Here is a 14,813-nt window from a genome sequence, read left to right as displayed (position 1 = left end):
AAGGGGCTCGCACGGAACCTCGCGGCTGTACGCCCGTGCTTCGGGCGTACAGGGCAGGGCAAGTCAGCTGTCGCTGGGCTCGTCCTTGATATAGGCCCGCTTGATGAGCACGTCCTCCGCCGGGACATCGGCATGCATGCCTCGACGTGTGGTGTCCACCGCCGTGATCCGCTCGACCACGTCCATGCCATCGACCACCTCGCCGAACACGCAGTAACCCCAGCCCTGGATCGACTTGCCGCTATGATTCAGGAAGTCGTTGTCGGCCACGTTGATGAAGAATTGCGCGGTGGCGGAGTGTGGGTCCTGGGTGCGAGCCATGGCCAGGGTGCCGGTCTGATTTTTCAGGCCGTTGTCGGCTTCGTTCTCGATCGGGTCGCGGGTTGGCTTCTGGTTGAAGTCCTGGTCGAAGCCGCCTCCCTGGATCATGAAGCCCGGTATAACGCGATGGAAGAGCGTGCCGTCGTAGTGTCCATTGCGCACATACTGCTCAAAGTTGGCAGAAGTCTTGGGCGCCTGGTCGTGATTGAGGGCAATGGCGATGTCGCCGAAGCTGGTCTCGAGAATGATCATCGAAGTTTTCCTGTTCGAAAGGAGCGCGCCTTGGCGCCGTGCATGGGCGTGGCGTTATAATAGCGGTTTTGCATCGATGCGCGAAGCGCGACGGAGCCTTCGTTATCCGAGCTCCTTCCGGACTCGCCACTCAACCAGAGGTTTGTCGCAACCCCATGACCACCGAAAACGCCAGTGCGCCGAATTTCATCCGCAACCAGATTCTTGACGAAATAGAGGCCGGTCGCGTCGACAAGGTCGTCACCCGCTTTCCGCCGGAGCCCAACGGCTTCCTGCACATCGGTCACGCCAAGTCGATCTGCCTGAACTTCGGTCTGGCCGAGATGTTCGGTGGGGATTGTCATCTTCGCTTCGACGACACCAACCCGGCCAAGGAGGAGCAGGCCTATATCGATGCCATCAAGGCGGATGTCAGCTGGCTTGGCTTCGAGTGGGCGGGAGCGGTGCGCTATGCCTCGGACTATTTCGATCAGCTCTACGCCTGGGCGCAGCACCTGATCCGCGAAGGCAAGGCCTACGTCGACGACCTTTCGCCCGAGGAGATTCGCGAATACCGCGGTACCCTGACGGAACCGGGCCGCCCCAGCCCCTGGCGCGAGCGCAGCGTCGACGAGAACCTCGACCTGCTCGAGCGCATGCGCGCCGGGGAGTTCAAGGAAGGCGAGAAGGTGCTGCGGGCCAAGATCGACATGGCCTCGCCCAACATCAACCTGCGCGACCCGATCCTCTACCGTATCCGCCACGCCCACCATCACCAGACCGGCGACAAGTGGAAGATCTATCCCTCCTATGACTTCACCCACGGTCAGTCGGATGCCATCGAGGGCGTGACCCATTCGGTCTGCACGCTCGAGTTCGAGGATCATCGTCCGCTCTACGAGTGGTTCCTGGACAACCTGCCGGTCCCGGCCAGGCCGCGCCAGATCGAGTTCGCGCGCCTCAACCTCAACTACACCCTTACCTCAAAGCGCAAGCTCAAGCTGCTGGTGGACGAGGGCATCGTCGACGGATGGGACGACCCGCGCATGCCGACCATTTCGGGCATGCGCCGGCGGGGCTATACGCCTGCCTCGATTCGCAAGTTCTGCGATATGATCGGCGTGACCCGAGCCGATGGCGGCCTGGTCGACATCGCCATGCTCTATCACGCCATCCGTTCCGATCTGGAGGACAACGCACCGCGCGCCATGTGCGTGTTGAATCCCCTGAAGGTGGTGCTGACCAACGTCGCCGAGGATCACGAGGAGATCTACCCGGTGCCTGGCCACCCGGCGCGCGACGACATGCCCGTGCGCCAGGTGCCGTTCAACCGAGAGGTCTATATCGACCGGGACGACTTCATGGAGGAGCCGCCCAAGAAGTTCTTCCGCCTGGCACCGGGCCAGGAGGTGCGACTGCGCAACTCCTACGTGATCCGCTGCGACGAGGTGGTGAAGGACGACGCCGGCGAGATCGTTGAACTGCGTTGCTCGGTCGATTTCGACACCCTGGGCAAGAACCCGGAGGGTCGCAAGGTAAAGGGCGTGATTCACTGGGTCAGCGCAACCCATGCGGTGCCGATGGAGGTGCGCCTCTACGATAACCTGTTCCTGGTCGAGCAGCCCGACAAGGATAGGGACGCCGATTTCCTCGAGCACCTCAACCCCGATTCGCTGCAGATCTGCCAGGCCATGGGCGAGCCAAGCCTCGCCGACGCGGCGGCCGAATCTCGCTTCCAGTTCGAGCGTGTCGGTTACTTCTGTGCCGACCGTCACGCCTGCCGTGACGGCAAGCTGGTATTCAATCGCACGGTCGGGCTGAAGGACAGCTGGGCTCGAATCCAGAAGAAAGACGGTCAGAAGAAGGGCTGACATGCAGATCTACAACACGCTGACGCGACGCAAGGAGCCGTTCACGCCGATCGAGCCGGGCAGGGTTCGGATGTATGTCTGCGGCATGACCGTCTACGACTTTTGCCACCTGGGCCATGCCCGGGTGATGGTGGCGTTCGACGTGGTGACCCGTTATCTGCGCTGGCGCGGTTATGACGTCACCTACGTTCGCAACATTACCGACATCGACGACAAGATCCTCAAGCGTGCCGACGAGAACGGCGAAAGCATCGCCGCGCTCACCGAGCGCATGATCGCCGCCATGCAAGAGGACGAAGCCCGCCTGGGTGTGAAGCGACCGGACCGCGAGCCGCGTGCCACGGGACATGTCGACGAAATCGTCGCCATGATCGAGACCCTGATCGACAAGGGCTATGCCTACCCGTCCGGCAATGGCGACGTCTATTACCGGGTGCGCAAGTTCGAAGGCTACGGCAAGCTCAACAACCGCAACCCCGACGAGATGCGCGCCGGCGCCCGGGTGGAGGTCGACGAGCACAAGGAGGATCCGCTCGATTTCGTGCTGTGGAAGGCCGCCAAGCCGGGTGAGGCGAGCTGGCCCTCGCCCTGGGGCGAGGGGCGCCCCGGCTGGCACATCGAATGTTCGGCAATGTCGACCTCCTGCCTGGGCGACACCTTCGACATCCATGGCGGCGGCCCGGACCTGACATTCCCCCACCACGAGAACGAAATCGCACAGTCCGAGGCGGCCACCGGCAAGCCTTACGTGAATACCTGGATGCACGCCGGTGCCGTACGGGTCAACCAGGAGAAAATGTCCAAGTCGCTGGGCAACTTCTTCACCATTCGCGAGGTGCTCGAGGTTCACGACCCGGAAGTGGTGCGCTACCTGCTGGTGGCGAGCCACTATCGCAGCCCGATCAACTACGCGCCGGATTCCCTGGCCGAGGCGCGCCGGTCGTTGGAGCGGTTCTATACCGCGCTCGAGGGCCTGCCGCGTGAGAGCGGGGAAGGGGGCAACAACGATCAAGTGGATGGCCGCTTCGCCCAACGCTTCACGGCTGCCATGGATGACGACTTCAATACCCCGGAGGCACTCTCGGTGCTGTTCGAGCTGGCGCGTGAGCTGAACCGGGCCAAGAAGGAGGCGCCCACCCAGGCGCCGGTGCTCGCCGCAGAATTGCGCCGCCTGGGTGATGTGCTGGGCCTGTTCGGCCAGTCGCCCGAAGCCTTCCTCAAGGGCGACCAGGCGGCGTTGCCCGTGTCCGAAGCCGAGATCGAAGCGCGCATCGCACAGCGAGCCGAGGCCAAGAAGGCCAGGAATTTCGCCACGGCGGATGCCATCCGTGACGAGCTTGCCGCGCTCGGCATCGTTCTCAAGGACTCACGCGAAGGTACGAGCTGGATCTTCGAATCCCCCCGGCAGTAAACGGACGCTTCCCCATGTCGCCCGGCCTTGGCCGGGCGATTGCGGTTCAGGCGCTCGTTCCGGGGCGTGGCGGTAGCGGGATCTGCCGCGGCCAGCTGTCGTCTACTATGAACAGGCGTCGGCGACTGTCGTCTGGTGCGGTGGGGTTGAGCAGCGCGATCTGTACCGGGGTGGCCGGGCCGGCAAAGTGGTCTGCCAGACGCGCCTCGAGTTGATGAAGCGGCACAAAGGCTTCGTCACGCGGCAGGGCCAACCAGTGCGGCTTGGCGAGCCAGGCGGCTCGGGTATGGCGTGCCAGGCCGTCGCGCAGACGCTGCCAGTCGTGCCAGCGCAACCAGTGGCCGCGCAGGTGCCCGGAAGCCGCTTCGCGTGGTGCGGGCATGGCCAACGGCCAGGGGTAGAAAAGCACGCCAGGTATCGCCAGCTGTCGCTCGATGGCGATGTCGGGGCTGGGACCGATATCGCGTGGCTGGGTATGTTGGCGGATCGTCTGGCGAGTTTCGGCACGCTCGGTCAGCCGTAGCTGGTGGCGATCCAGGTGCTCTCGCTTGGTGGCGAGGCTGTCGGCGCCACCGGGACCTATCCAGCGTGCCTGGTCGCGTATCGATCCGGGACCTTCGGGCAGGCCGAGGTAGAACTTGATGGCGACTTCGAGATGTATGGGAGTGGGCTCGCTGCGTCGGCGATAGAGCAGGTCGAGTTCGCCCAGGGTGCGTTTGCCCTCGTGTATCCTGAGATTGCTGGCGAGCAGGCGAGTGTGTGGGGCGGAGTCGAGCAGAAACTGCCACAGACGTTCGTGATAATGGCCCATTCGCTTGGCGACGGTATCGCCTACGCGTCGCTCCAGTCCCTGCGGGTTGGCTTCCAGCGCCGCCAGGTAGCGACGCAGGGGCTCATTCTCCTCCAGGCCCAGGTCGCTGCGCGTGGGTCGGCCCGGCCATGGCGTCGCGATCAGGTCGGGAGCCAGGACGATCCACGCCAGGTCGCGAACCAGCGGGTGGTGGCAAGGCGCGAGCAGGGCGGCATCATCCTCGGCCATGGCGTGGAGGCTCCGCGTTGAGATCGGGTCTGACAGCCAAACTGTACACGCCTTATACTCTAATCACATTCACAACGGATGGTGTTGAACATGAAACGCTCCTTGTCCCTGGCGAGCCTATTCGTCGGTTCGTTGCTCCTCGCTGCCGGCACGCAGGCCAGCGATACGGTGACCGTGTCCTCCAAGATCGACACCGAAGGCTCGGTGCTGGGCCAGCTGATTCTCCAGCGCCTGCAGCAGGGGGGTATCGAAACCGAAGATCGATTGCAGCTGGGTGCCACGAATATCGTTCGTGAAGCGCTGCTTAACGGTGAGATCGACCTCTATCCGGAATATACGGGCAACGGCGCCTTCTTCTTCGATATGACCGATAGCGACGTCTGGCACGATGCCGAGCGAGCGTTCGAGACGGTACGTGAACGGGATGCCGAAAACGATCTTGTATGGCTGACCCCCGCGGAGGCCAACAACACTTGGGCAATGAGCGTTCGTGAAGATCTGGCTGACGAGCATGGCTTGGAAACCCTGGAAGATCTGGCCGACTACCTCAACGAGGGCGGTGAGTTCAAGTTTGCCGCCAGCGCAGAGTTCGTCGAATCAGATCAGGCCCTCCCGGCTTTCCAGGAGGCCTATGGCTTCGAGCTGTCGTCAGAGCAGTTGCTGGTGCTGTCGGGTGGCAATACGGCCGCTACCATGCGTGCCGCCGCCCAGCAGACCAGCGGTGTGAATGCCGCCATGACCTACGGTACCGATGGCGGGCTTGGCGCGCTCGGCCTGGTCGTGCTGGAAGACACACTCGGCGTGCAACCGGTCTATCAGCCGGCGCCTGTGGTGCGCCAGGAAGTGCTCGATGCCCATCCACAGATCGCCGAGCTCCTCGAGCCCTTGTTCCGCTCTCTCGACCTCGAGACCCTGCAGGAACTCAACGGACAGGTCGCAGTCGATGGGCGGGACCCGCGCGAGGTCGCCGAGGATTACCTGTCCGAGCTGCAGGACTGAGGCGTGGGTGAAGGCAGCCGAATACCCAACTGGGTCCTGCTGAGCCTGATGCTGGCGTGCTTGACCGTGTGGCTGCTGCTGGATGCCGTCAGTGTCGCCCCCAACCGGATCGTACCCGGCTCACCCTACTCGGCGCTCCAGGTGATGGGCGGTTGGCCGGCCGTGTTGATGATGGTTCCCATGCTCGCCGTGGCGGTGCTCTCCTGGCGGCCCAATCGACAAGGGCTCAAATCGTCGCTGGCCGCCGTCGTTGCCCTGCTGGTACTGGTGCCGCTATGGCTGTCGGCAGCGACGGTAACCCTGGTGGAGCCCGACATGGCTCAGGCGCGAGTGGGGATCGGCCGCGCGCTGTGGTTGCTGCTGTTCCTGCTGCTGCTGGCCGTGATCGAACTGCGTACCCGGCTCGGTCTGTCGCGTCCGCTGACGTGGCTGCTGCTGGTGCCGGTGGTTTCGAGCTGGTGGCTGGCGCTCTCGCTATGGCTGGAGCCGCTGGCGCTGCAGCGCGAGTACCAGACCCGCAGCGAACAGTTCGTGAGTGCCTTGGGGACCCATCTCGCGCTGGTCGGCGCGGCTGTCGGTGCCAGCCTGATTTTGGCTGCGCTGCTGGTGCTGGTCATGCGGCGTCATCCTGGCGTGCGCCGTGCCGGGTTCGGCGTGCTCAATTTCCTCCAGACCATTCCCAGCCTGGCGCTGTTCGGTCTGCTGCTGGCGCCGCTCGCCTGGGTCGGCTCGCACGTCGAGTGGCTTGGGGAGATCGGCGTCGGTGGCATCGGCTGGGCACCGGCGTTCCTGGCTCTGCTGGGCTACAGCCTCCTGCCGATGGTGCGCAATATCTACGTGGCCTTGGATGATGTCGAGCCGGCAGTGATAGAGTCGGCCCGCGGCATGGGCATGAGTCGATGCCAGGTGTTTCTGCAGGTGCGGCTCCCCCTGTCGTTACCGGTGGTGCTGGAAGGCATCCGTATCACCACGGTCCAGGCCATCGGCTTGACTGCCGTGGCGGCCCTGATCGGCGCCGGTGGCCTCGGCACTTTCATCTTCCAGGGGCTGGGCCAGGCGGCGATGGACATGGTCGTGCTCGGCGCCTTGCCGATCATCGCCCTGGCGCTCGTTGCCGACGCCCTGATCGGCGCCTTGAGTGAACTGCTTCGCCCGGGAGGGGCTGCATGATCGAGCTGTTCGACGTGAGCAAGCGTTTCGGCAGCGAGACCGCTGTCGATGGGATCTCGCTGCGTGTCGAGAGGGGAGAGCTGTGCGCCCTGGTGGGCACCTCCGGCTGCGGCAAGTCGACCACGCTGCGCATGATAAACCGCCTGATCGAGCATGATGCGGGCGAGATTCACCTGGATGGTCAGCCGGTGCGTTCGTTCGACGAAGTCACGCTGCGGCGGCGCATTGGTTACGTCATCCAGAGTACCGGACTGTTTCCGCACTGGACGGTGGCTCGCAACATCGGCCTGGTGCCGCGCCTGCTCAAATGGCCCAAGACAAGGGTGCGTGAGCGGGTCGAGGAGTTGATGCAACTGCTGGGGCTGCCGATAGCGGAGTTCGCCGACAAGTACCCACGCCAACTCTCGGGCGGTCAGGCCCAGCGCGTCGGCGTGGCACGGGCGCTGGCAGCGGACCCGGACATCCTGCTCATGGACGAACCCTTCGGCGCGCTGGATCCGATTACGCGTGAAACGCTCCAGGATGAATTGCGTGGGCTCCAGGCGCGCCTGCACAAGACGATCGTCTTCGTCACACACGACATGGACGAGGCGCTGGCCTTGGCCGACCGGCTGGTCGTGATGCACCAGGGCCGGATCGTGCAGCAGGGCAAGCCCATCGAGCTGCTGCACGATCCGGCCAATCCCTTCGTCGAATCGCTGCTGGGCGGGCTTGATCGAGGCCTCAAGGAGGCTTCGCTGATTCAGGTGGGCGAACGCATGCTGCCGCTGGGGCCTCGCCTGCTGGCCAGCGAGCGGATCCCTTATGGCGCATCGCTCAGCCAAGCGCTTTCGGTCATGCTCTGGCACCGGGTCGATCGGCTGACGGTCGTCGACGAGGAAGACATTCCGATAGGTGAGCTATCGCTGCGCCGGCTGCTCGGAGCCAAGGCGACATGAAGCGAGCCGTTCCCGTCATGGCGCGGATGACGCCCGTGCGCCTGCCACAGCGCTGGGTGATGCCTGTCGTCTGGTTCACGCTGCTCTTGCTGATGACGTTCGGCATGGGTTATCTCGAATGGCCGTTCCGGCTGATCGAGCCGGATACACGCGAAGTGATTTATCGTCGTGCCGACTTCTACACCTTGCTGGGTCGCCACATCGTAGTGGTAGGGATCGCTTCGCTACTGGCCGTGGGCATTGGCGTCGGGGCGGCCATCGCCGTGACACGTCCGGCAGGTCGGAATTTTCAGCCGCTGGTGGCGCAACTCGCCTCCATCGGGCAGACCTTTCCCCCTGTCGCCGTGTTGGCTCTGGCCGTCCCTGCACTGGGTTTCGGCACGCTCCCCATTATCGTCGCCCTGCTGCTCTATGGCCTGTTGCCCATCGTGCGTAACACCCTGGCGGGGATCGGCGGGATCGACCTCGACGTGCACGAGGCGGCGCGCGGGATGGGCATGACCGCAGGGCAGATCCTGCGTCAGGTGGAGCTACCGCTGGCGGCGCCCGTCATACTCGCGGGGATTCGCACCTCGGTCACGATCAATATCGCTACCGCCGCACTGGGAGCGACCGTCGGCGCAAGCAACCTGGGCGATCCGATCATCTCTGGCATCGTCAACGGCAATACCGCCTATATCGTGCAGGGTGCTGTGCTGACCGGCCTGCTGGCGCTAGCCGTGGACAGCACCTTCGAGAACCTGCAGCGCCGAAGATGATGTCGCGTCATGCCAGTTCGCCGTGCTCGGCCAGGGTCGTTTCGCCCACCCCCAGCAGTGCCAGGGCATGACTATCGATGAAGGCGTTCACGTCGGCGGCGCTCTGCACGCTACCGTCATCGACCCATCCATTGCCCACCTCGGCGATGCGGAAGGCATCCGCTCCCTGCTCGATGCCGGGGTCGGTATCGGTATCCAGCACGTAGAAAAGGTCGCCGGCGTCGTCCTCGAACAGCAGGCCATCCAGGGTCTCGGTATCGTCGTTGGTCACGCTGTCCATGAAATCGAAAGTGCCGTCGAAGCGATCCTCCTCGTCGAGCGACCAGCGGCTCTCGCCCGTATCGCGCGCGAAATAGGCATCGTTGTAGGTTGCCATATCCGTAGCGTATCTAGCGCCTGAATAGAGCGTCACCTCACCATCCGAGAGGATTCGAACCGCCCCATCGTCGCTTTCCGGATGCAGCAAACTGCCGCTCAGGACGAAGAAATGCTCGGTCTGCACAAGACTATTGCCCGTGATGGAAAACGACCCGTCTTCCAGCGCGAATTCGCCACGGCCCACCACGTCGGTCAGGGAGGCGGAAATGCTGGGGGCCTCGATACGGAAGCTGGCCATGTCGTCCAGTTCCCCCGCGTCCCGGTAACTCAGGTAATCGCTGCCTTCCCCCCCGGTATAGGTCAGGTCCCGACCCGCCACCCGGACTGAGTTTTGGCCGACCTCGGAGCCAGCGATCTCGGCCGTGCCGCGCGCCGAGCCGTCAAAGGCACCGATCCAGAGACTCAGCGCATCCTCGCCCGGGGGCAGGGGATAGACATCGCCGTGCAGGTCGGCTGCGTCGACACGAATCGTGTCGACCTGCGTGCCCACCATGTCCGACGAGATCACGACCCGGCCACCGCCGCTGAGATCGACCTCTTCGAGATGATCGAGCTCGAAACCCGACAGGAGGAATTCGCCGTCGGTGTTCGCCTCCACCCGTTGCAGCACATCCGAATCGGCTATGGAGTTGAGGCGAAACCGTGCATCGCCCAGCACCGTCAGTGTTTCCAGGTTCTCGGCATCGATTTGTACGGAATGATAGGTGCCACCGTGAATGAGGTCATCCTCGTACATGCTCAGCATGCCCACGTTGAAGGTGGCTTCAGTCAGGCTGGCACCGTGCAGCGTAACACCGCTGAACCAGCCGGGCGCCTCCACCTCCAACGACCGTGCCGCATCGGCATGCACCGTACCGCGAAACCCCGTGTCTTCCGCCACGAAAAAGCTCACCGATTCACTGTTGGGTAGATGGTAGTTGCCGCTGGGTGAGCTGAAACTCGGATCGGGGTCATCCGACTCGAAGGTTTCGATCGCCGAGGGGCCGCTGCCGTCGAAGCGGAACTCACCGTGATACTCCGCGTGTATCTCGTCGGCACTCAAGCGCAGCTCGAGGGCCGCGTCACCCATGTCTTCGTAGGCGATGTCTTCATCAGTGTCACCCAGCACGACGGTTTCCACATGGCGCTCTTCGCGTTCATCCTCTTCACCATCCTCCTTGGAATCGTGGGGGGAGCTCGGCAGGCCCTCGCGCAGTGAAGCGACAGTCGCCTCGATTTCCGATCGTATCTTGTCGCGCAGGTCGCGCAGCAGGGTGGGAGCCTCCTGCGTCAGGTTGGCATAGGCTTCCTGCTGCCGTGACATGGCGTCTTCGATATCCGAGCGAAGCTCGCTCAAGTGCGATATGTCGGGTCGAAGAAGGGCGGCATGGACCGAATTCTGCTCTGCTGTGGGATGGCTGGCATGATGAAACGGGGTCGCTGCCTTGAGGTGGCGTGTCATGTGAGCACTCCATTGACTGACCGCGAGCAAGATCCGCTGCCCGGGTGGCCCGGTGTATGTCACGTGCAGAAAACACGGTGGCCAGGGAGGCCCGGCTTCGGCACGCCTCTACCTTTCTAGTCGTGATGACGAGGCACAGCAAGACGAAACCACGAAGTTTATCAGCCGTGCTGGTCTGCCGATCCTCTGCGAGGCAGTCGGAAACTCATACGAACGGTCTATAGGCCAGCAAAAAGGATGCGTTTAGATTCATCTTACGTTAACGTCAACTGCTCCAGCGTTGGCGAACTGCTGGAGTGACCCTCTGGCAGACGGCTACATTAGAGTCAACACTGCCCTCACAAGGGGCGGTATTTCCTCCTGCCATTACCTAGGATCAGGAAGATGACAACAACATATGACGTCCATGCGCCGAGTTTCATGACCGGCGATGAGTTCCACATCCCCACCTTCCGCCTGTTGCAGCAGGACGGCTCCCTGTTCGAAGGCGCCGAGGCGCCCGAGCTCGACAAGGAGAAAGCGCTCAGGATCTACCGCGCTATGCTGATAACTCGGGTGCTCGACGAGCGCATGATGGCAGCGCAGCGGCAGGGTCGGCTCTCTTTCTATATGCAGTGCACCGGGGAGGAGGCTGCCGTCATCGGGGCGACTGCGGCGCTGGACGATGCGGACATGATCATGGCGCAGTACCGCGAGCAAGGGGCACTGGTCTATCGTGGCTTCAGCTACGACGAGTTCATGAACCAGCTGTTCGGCAACGAGCTCGACTACGGCAAGGGGCGGCAGATGCCGATCCACTACGGTTCGCGCAAGCTGCACTACATGACCATCTCGTCACCGCTGGCGACCCAGATTCCCCAAGCCACCGGCTACGCCTACGGCCAGAAGTTGGCCGGCGAGGGCCACTGCACCATCACTTTCTTCGGCGAGGGGGCAGCCTCCGAGGGTGACTTCCACGCGGCGTTGAACATGGCCTCGGTGCACAAGGTGCCGGTCATCTTCTTCTGCCGTAACAACGGTTATGCCATCTCCACGCCGGCCAGCGAGCAGTTCGCCGCCGACGGTATCGCTCCGCGGGCATTCGGCTACCGCATGCACGTCATCCGTGTCGACGGCAACGACGTGCTGGCGGTGTATCGCGCCACCCAGGAAGCGCGGAAGATCGCCGTGGAACAGAACCAGCCGGTGCTGATCGAGGCCATGACCTATCGGTTGGCGGCTCACTCCTCCTCCGATGATCCCTCGGGGTATCGCTCGCGCAAAGAAGAAGAAGCTTGGCGTGAAAAAGATCCATTACTGCGCATGCAACGATGGATGCTCTCCCTTGGCTGGTGGGACGAAGAGGAAGAGAAGAGCTGGCAGGAGAGCCTGCGTCGCGAAGTGCTGGAAACCATGAAGCGCGCCGAGAAGCGGTCGCCACCGCCGCTGGAGAGCCTGGTCACGGATGTCTATGCCGACGTGACGCCAACGCTGCAGCGTCAGCTCGACGCCTTGAAGACCCATATCCGCAAGCACCCCGATGCCTATCCGAAGGGCGCTCAATCGCTCGACCCCGACGTCAAGGTGCCGGGCGACAGCAAGGCCGGCGACGAGCAGGGAGGAGCCTGACATGCCCAAGATGAACATGCTGCAGGCGATCAATAACGCGCTCGACATCGCCATGGCCGAGGACGACAAAGTCCTTTGCTTTGGCGAGGATGTGGGAGTGTTCGGCGGGGTCTTCCGCGCGACCAGCCATCTGCAGGAGAAGTATGGCCGCGACCGCTGCTTCAACACGCCGCTCGTGGAGCAGGGCATCATCGGTTTCGCCAATGGACTGGCGGCCCAGGGCTCGGTGCCGGTGGCCGAGATCCAGTTCGCCGACTACATCTTTCCGGCCTTCGACCAGATCGTCAACGAGACGGCCAAGTTTCGCTTCCGCTCCGGCGACCTGTTCAACGTCGGCGGCCTGACCATCCGCACTCCTTATGGCGGCGGCATTTCCGGCGGCCTCTATCACTCGCAGTCGCCCGAGGCCTATTTCGCCCACACCCCGGGCCTCAAGATCGCGGTGCCGCGCAATCCCTACCAGGCAAAGGGGCTACTGCTGTCCGCGATCCGCGATCCCGACCCGGTGATCTTTTTCGAGCCCAAGCGCCTCTATCGCGCCTCGGTGGGCGAGGTTCCCGAAGAGGACTACCAGTTACCCATCGGCGAGGCGGAGGTCACCAAGGAGGGTAGCGACATCACGGTGCTCGGCTGGGGCGCCCAGATGGAAGTGATCGACCGTGCCGTGGAGCTGGCCGAGAAGGGCGGCATCTCCTGCGAGGTGATCGACTTGCGCAGCATTCTGCCCTGGGACGAGGATACCGTCGTCGAGTCGGTGCTCAAGACGGGCCGGCTGGTGATTACCCATGAGGCGCCGCGTACCGGCGGGTTTGCCGGCGAGATCGCCGCCACTATCCAGGAGCGCTGCTTCCTGTACCTGGAATCGCCTATCGAACGCGTGACCGGGCTGGACACGCCTTTCCCGCTGACGCTGGAGAAGGAGTATCTGCCCGACCACCTGAAGATCTTCGAAGCGATCAAGGCATCCGTGGCGTTCTGACGCCCGATATCAGGACAGGAGAAGACAATGAGCGATTTCATGCTGCCCGATATCGGCGAAGGTATCGTGGAGTGCGAAGTGGTCGAATGGCGCGTCAGCGAAGGCGACGAGATCGCCGAGGACCAGCCGGTGGTGGAGGTGATGACCGACAAGGCACTGGTCGAAATCACCGCACCCGAGGCTGGGCGTGTCACCAAGCTGTACGTGGCAAAGGGCGAGATTGCCAAGGTACATGCTCCCCTGTTCGCCTATGAGGCCCAGGGCGAGGAGAGCACCGAAACGGTCGAGCCGCCGCGACCTGTCGCAAGGGACGAGGACGAAGTGGCGAGTCCGGCCGCGGAAGCGCCGGCACCTGTCGCCGAGGCGAGTGTCGATCCTGACGTCTCGGCGAAGGATTTCATTCTTCCCGACATCGGCGAGGGGATCGTCGAGTGCGAGGTGGTGGAGTGGCGCGTGGCTGAGGGCGAGGCGATCGCGGAGGACCAGCCGCTGGTCGATGTGATGACCGACAAGGCGCTGGTCGAGATCACAGCTCCCGAAGCGGGCACCGTCAGCAAGCTTTACGTGCCAAAGGGGGAGATTGCTCGAGTCCATGCCCCGCTGTTCGCCTATGTTCCCGCCCATGCGGAGCCGAGCGAGCGCCGTGCCGTCGATACCGAGGCACCGCGCGCCGTGAGCCCGGCACAGACGCCCGGCGTTACCCCGGTGGCCAGTGGCGGTCGCGGCCCCTACGGGCGCATCCCGGCGAGCCCCGCCGTTCGCCGCCTGGTACGCGAGCATGGCCTGTCGCTCGAGGCGATTCCCGGTTCGGGCAAGGACGGTCGCGTGCTCAAGGAGGACGTGCTGCGCTATTTAGAGCACGGCCAGTCCGAGCACGGCCAGGCGCAGCCCGAGCCGTCAGTGGCGGCTTCGGCAAACGAAAGCACCGTGCGCCAAGGGGATGTGCCGAGCGAGACACGCGGTGAGGTCCGGGTCGAACCGATTCGCGGTGTACGAGCGGTAATGGCGCGGCGCATGGTGGAGTCGGCCAGCACCATTCCGCACTTCCAGTATGGCGAGGAAATCGATGTCACCGAGCTACTGGCCCTGCGCGAGCGGCTAAAGCCGGTGGCCCAGGCGCAGCAGGTACGTCTCACGCTGATGCCGTTCTTCATGAAGGCTTTGGCGCTGGCGGTCCGCGAAGAGCCGATCCTCAATGCCAGGCTCAACGCCGAGGTCACCGAGATCCACTACCTGCCGTCGGTCAACGTCGGCATGGCGGTGGACAGCCAGACGGGACTGATCGTGCCCAACGTCAAGCAGGTGGAACGGCGCAGCGTGCTCGACGTGGCGCGCGAAATCCAGCGCCTCACCGCCGATGCGCGTGAAGGGCGGGTGGCCCAGGAGGACCTCAAGGGCGGCACCATCAGTATCTCCAACATCGGAGCGCTCGGTGGTACTTATGCGGCTCCCATCATCAACGCCCCGGAACTGGCCATCGTTGCCATCGGCAAGAGCCAGTGGCTGCCACGCTTCGACGAACGGGGTGAGTTGACGAAGCGAGCGATCATGACAGTGACCTGGGCGGGCGACCACCGGGTGATCGATGGCGGCACCATTGCCCGCTTCTGCAACGCCTGGAAGGGATACCTGGAAGCGCCGGAGACCATGCTCCTTCACCTGGGCTGAG

12 protein-coding genes are annotated in these 14,813 nt (G+C 63.6%); 9 read left to right on the top strand and 3 right to left on the bottom strand.

The genetic code is table 11. The annotated features are described in order from the left end of the window. Positions 1-63 precede the first annotated feature (63 nt). Complete coding sequence (locus ACOJCM_RS00285; RefSeq protein ID WP_445210058.1) at positions 64-573, bottom strand: peptidylprolyl isomerase; 510 nt, start codon at positions 571-573, stop codon at positions 64-66. A gap of 155 nt (positions 574-728) precedes the next feature. On the opposite strand from ACOJCM_RS00285, the gene ACOJCM_RS00280 reads away from it, so the two are divergent. After that, positions 729-2,423 carry a glutamine--tRNA ligase/YqeY domain fusion protein gene (locus ACOJCM_RS00280; RefSeq protein WP_445210057.1) on the top strand — a complete coding sequence of 565 codons (1,695 nt, stop codon included), beginning with the start codon at positions 729-731 and terminating at the stop codon, positions 2,421-2,423. Between the two features lies 1 nt (position 2,424). Next, positions 2,425-3,834 carry a cysteine--tRNA ligase gene (gene cysS / locus ACOJCM_RS00275; RefSeq protein ID WP_445210056.1) on the top strand — a complete coding sequence of 470 codons (1,410 nt, stop codon included), beginning with the start codon at positions 2,425-2,427 and terminating at the stop codon, positions 3,832-3,834. Positions 3,835-3,880: 46 nt separating this feature from the next. Here cysS and ACOJCM_RS00270 read toward each other — a convergent pair whose 3' ends face one another. Continuing rightward, a complete protein-coding gene (locus ACOJCM_RS00270) occupies positions 3,881-4,873 on the bottom strand; it encodes a DUF1853 family protein (RefSeq protein ID WP_445210055.1) in 993 nt (330 codons plus the stop codon). Positions 4,874-4,963: 90 nt separating this feature from the next. On the opposite strand from ACOJCM_RS00270, the gene osmF reads away from it, so the two are divergent. From osmF to ACOJCM_RS00250, 4 genes are read left to right on the top strand one after another with little or no spacing between them, the layout of a single operon-like run. Beyond that, positions 4,964-5,872, top strand: coding sequence for a glycine betaine ABC transporter substrate-binding protein OsmF (gene osmF, locus ACOJCM_RS00265; RefSeq protein WP_445210054.1), 909 nt, complete (start codon positions 4,964-4,966; stop codon positions 5,870-5,872). Positions 5,873-5,920: 48 nt separating this feature from the next. Then, on the top strand, positions 5,921-7,042 hold the full coding sequence (locus ACOJCM_RS00260) for an ABC transporter permease (RefSeq protein WP_445210175.1): 1,122 nt from the start codon (positions 5,921-5,923) through the stop codon (positions 7,040-7,042). Further along, complete coding sequence (locus tag ACOJCM_RS00255) at positions 7,039-7,980, top strand: ABC transporter ATP-binding protein (RefSeq protein ID WP_445210053.1); 942 nt, start codon at positions 7,039-7,041, stop codon at positions 7,978-7,980. The genes ACOJCM_RS00260 and ACOJCM_RS00255 overlap by 4 nt, the downstream gene beginning before the upstream one ends. Beyond that, positions 7,977-8,738, top strand: coding sequence for an ABC transporter permease (locus ACOJCM_RS00250; protein WP_445210052.1), 762 nt, complete (start codon positions 7,977-7,979; stop codon positions 8,736-8,738). Before ACOJCM_RS00255 ends, ACOJCM_RS00250 begins: the two co-directional genes overlap by 4 nt. Before the next feature lie 7 nt (positions 8,739-8,745). Here the strand turns inward: ACOJCM_RS00250 and ACOJCM_RS00245 are convergent, their stop codons facing one another. Beyond that, on the bottom strand, positions 8,746-10,557 hold the full coding sequence (locus ACOJCM_RS00245) for a hypothetical protein (RefSeq protein ID WP_445210051.1): 1,812 nt from the start codon (positions 10,555-10,557) through the stop codon (positions 8,746-8,748). A gap of 384 nt (positions 10,558-10,941) precedes the next feature. Here ACOJCM_RS00245 and ACOJCM_RS00240 point away from each other — a divergent pair, with 384 nt between their 5' ends. Genes ACOJCM_RS00240 through ACOJCM_RS00230 form a run of 3 tightly spaced genes read left to right on the top strand, consistent with a single transcriptional unit; the run spans position 10,942 to position 14,812 of the window. Beyond that, positions 10,942-12,165: a thiamine pyrophosphate-dependent dehydrogenase E1 component subunit alpha gene (locus ACOJCM_RS00240; RefSeq protein ID WP_445210050.1), complete on the top strand. Its 1,224-nt coding sequence runs from the start codon at positions 10,942-10,944 to the stop codon at positions 12,163-12,165. Between the two features lies 1 nt (position 12,166). Continuing rightward, positions 12,167-13,144 carry an alpha-ketoacid dehydrogenase subunit beta gene (locus ACOJCM_RS00235; protein WP_445210049.1) on the top strand — a complete coding sequence of 326 codons (978 nt, stop codon included), beginning with the start codon at positions 12,167-12,169 and terminating at the stop codon, positions 13,142-13,144. Between the two features lie 27 nt (positions 13,145-13,171). Then, positions 13,172-14,812: a dihydrolipoyllysine-residue acetyltransferase gene (locus tag ACOJCM_RS00230; RefSeq protein ID WP_445210048.1), complete on the top strand. Its 1,641-nt coding sequence runs from the start codon at positions 13,172-13,174 to the stop codon at positions 14,810-14,812. Position 14,813 lies beyond the last annotated feature (1 nt).

This window comes from Billgrantia hypersalina (genome assembly GCF_052584175.1).
The sequence above is the reverse complement of the archived record's forward strand: the minus strand, read 5'-3'. Positions and strand labels throughout refer to the sequence as shown.

Bases quoted from the DNA above. Each gene is read 5' to 3' on its own strand.
- osmF (WP_445210054.1), top strand. From the start codon at position 4,964: ATGAAACGCTCCTTGTCCCTGGCGAGCCTATTCGTCGGTTCGTTGCTC.
- ACOJCM_RS00245 (WP_445210051.1), bottom strand. From the start codon at position 10,557: ATGACACGCCACCTCAAGGCAGCGACCCCGTTTCATCATGCCAGCCAT.
- cysS (WP_445210056.1), top strand. From the start codon at position 2,425: ATGCAGATCTACAACACGCTGACGCGACGCAAGGAGCCGTTCACGCCG.
- ACOJCM_RS00235 (WP_445210049.1), top strand. From the start codon at position 12,167: ATGCCCAAGATGAACATGCTGCAGGCGATCAATAACGCGCTCGACATC.
- ACOJCM_RS00250 (WP_445210052.1), top strand. From the start codon at position 7,977: ATGAAGCGAGCCGTTCCCGTCATGGCGCGGATGACGCCCGTGCGCCTG.
- ACOJCM_RS00240 (WP_445210050.1), top strand. From the start codon at position 10,942: ATGACAACAACATATGACGTCCATGCGCCGAGTTTCATGACCGGCGAT.
- ACOJCM_RS00230 (WP_445210048.1), top strand. From the start codon at position 13,172: ATGAGCGATTTCATGCTGCCCGATATCGGCGAAGGTATCGTGGAGTGC.
- ACOJCM_RS00280 (WP_445210057.1), top strand. From the start codon at position 729: ATGACCACCGAAAACGCCAGTGCGCCGAATTTCATCCGCAACCAGATT.
- ACOJCM_RS00260 (WP_445210175.1), top strand. From the start codon at position 5,921: ATGCTGGCGTGCTTGACCGTGTGGCTGCTGCTGGATGCCGTCAGTGTC.
- ACOJCM_RS00255 (WP_445210053.1), top strand. From the start codon at position 7,039: ATGATCGAGCTGTTCGACGTGAGCAAGCGTTTCGGCAGCGAGACCGCT.
- ACOJCM_RS00270 (WP_445210055.1), bottom strand. From the start codon at position 4,873: ATGGCCGAGGATGATGCCGCCCTGCTCGCGCCTTGCCACCACCCGCTG.
- ACOJCM_RS00285 (WP_445210058.1), bottom strand. From the start codon at position 573: ATGATCATTCTCGAGACCAGCTTCGGCGACATCGCCATTGCCCTCAAT.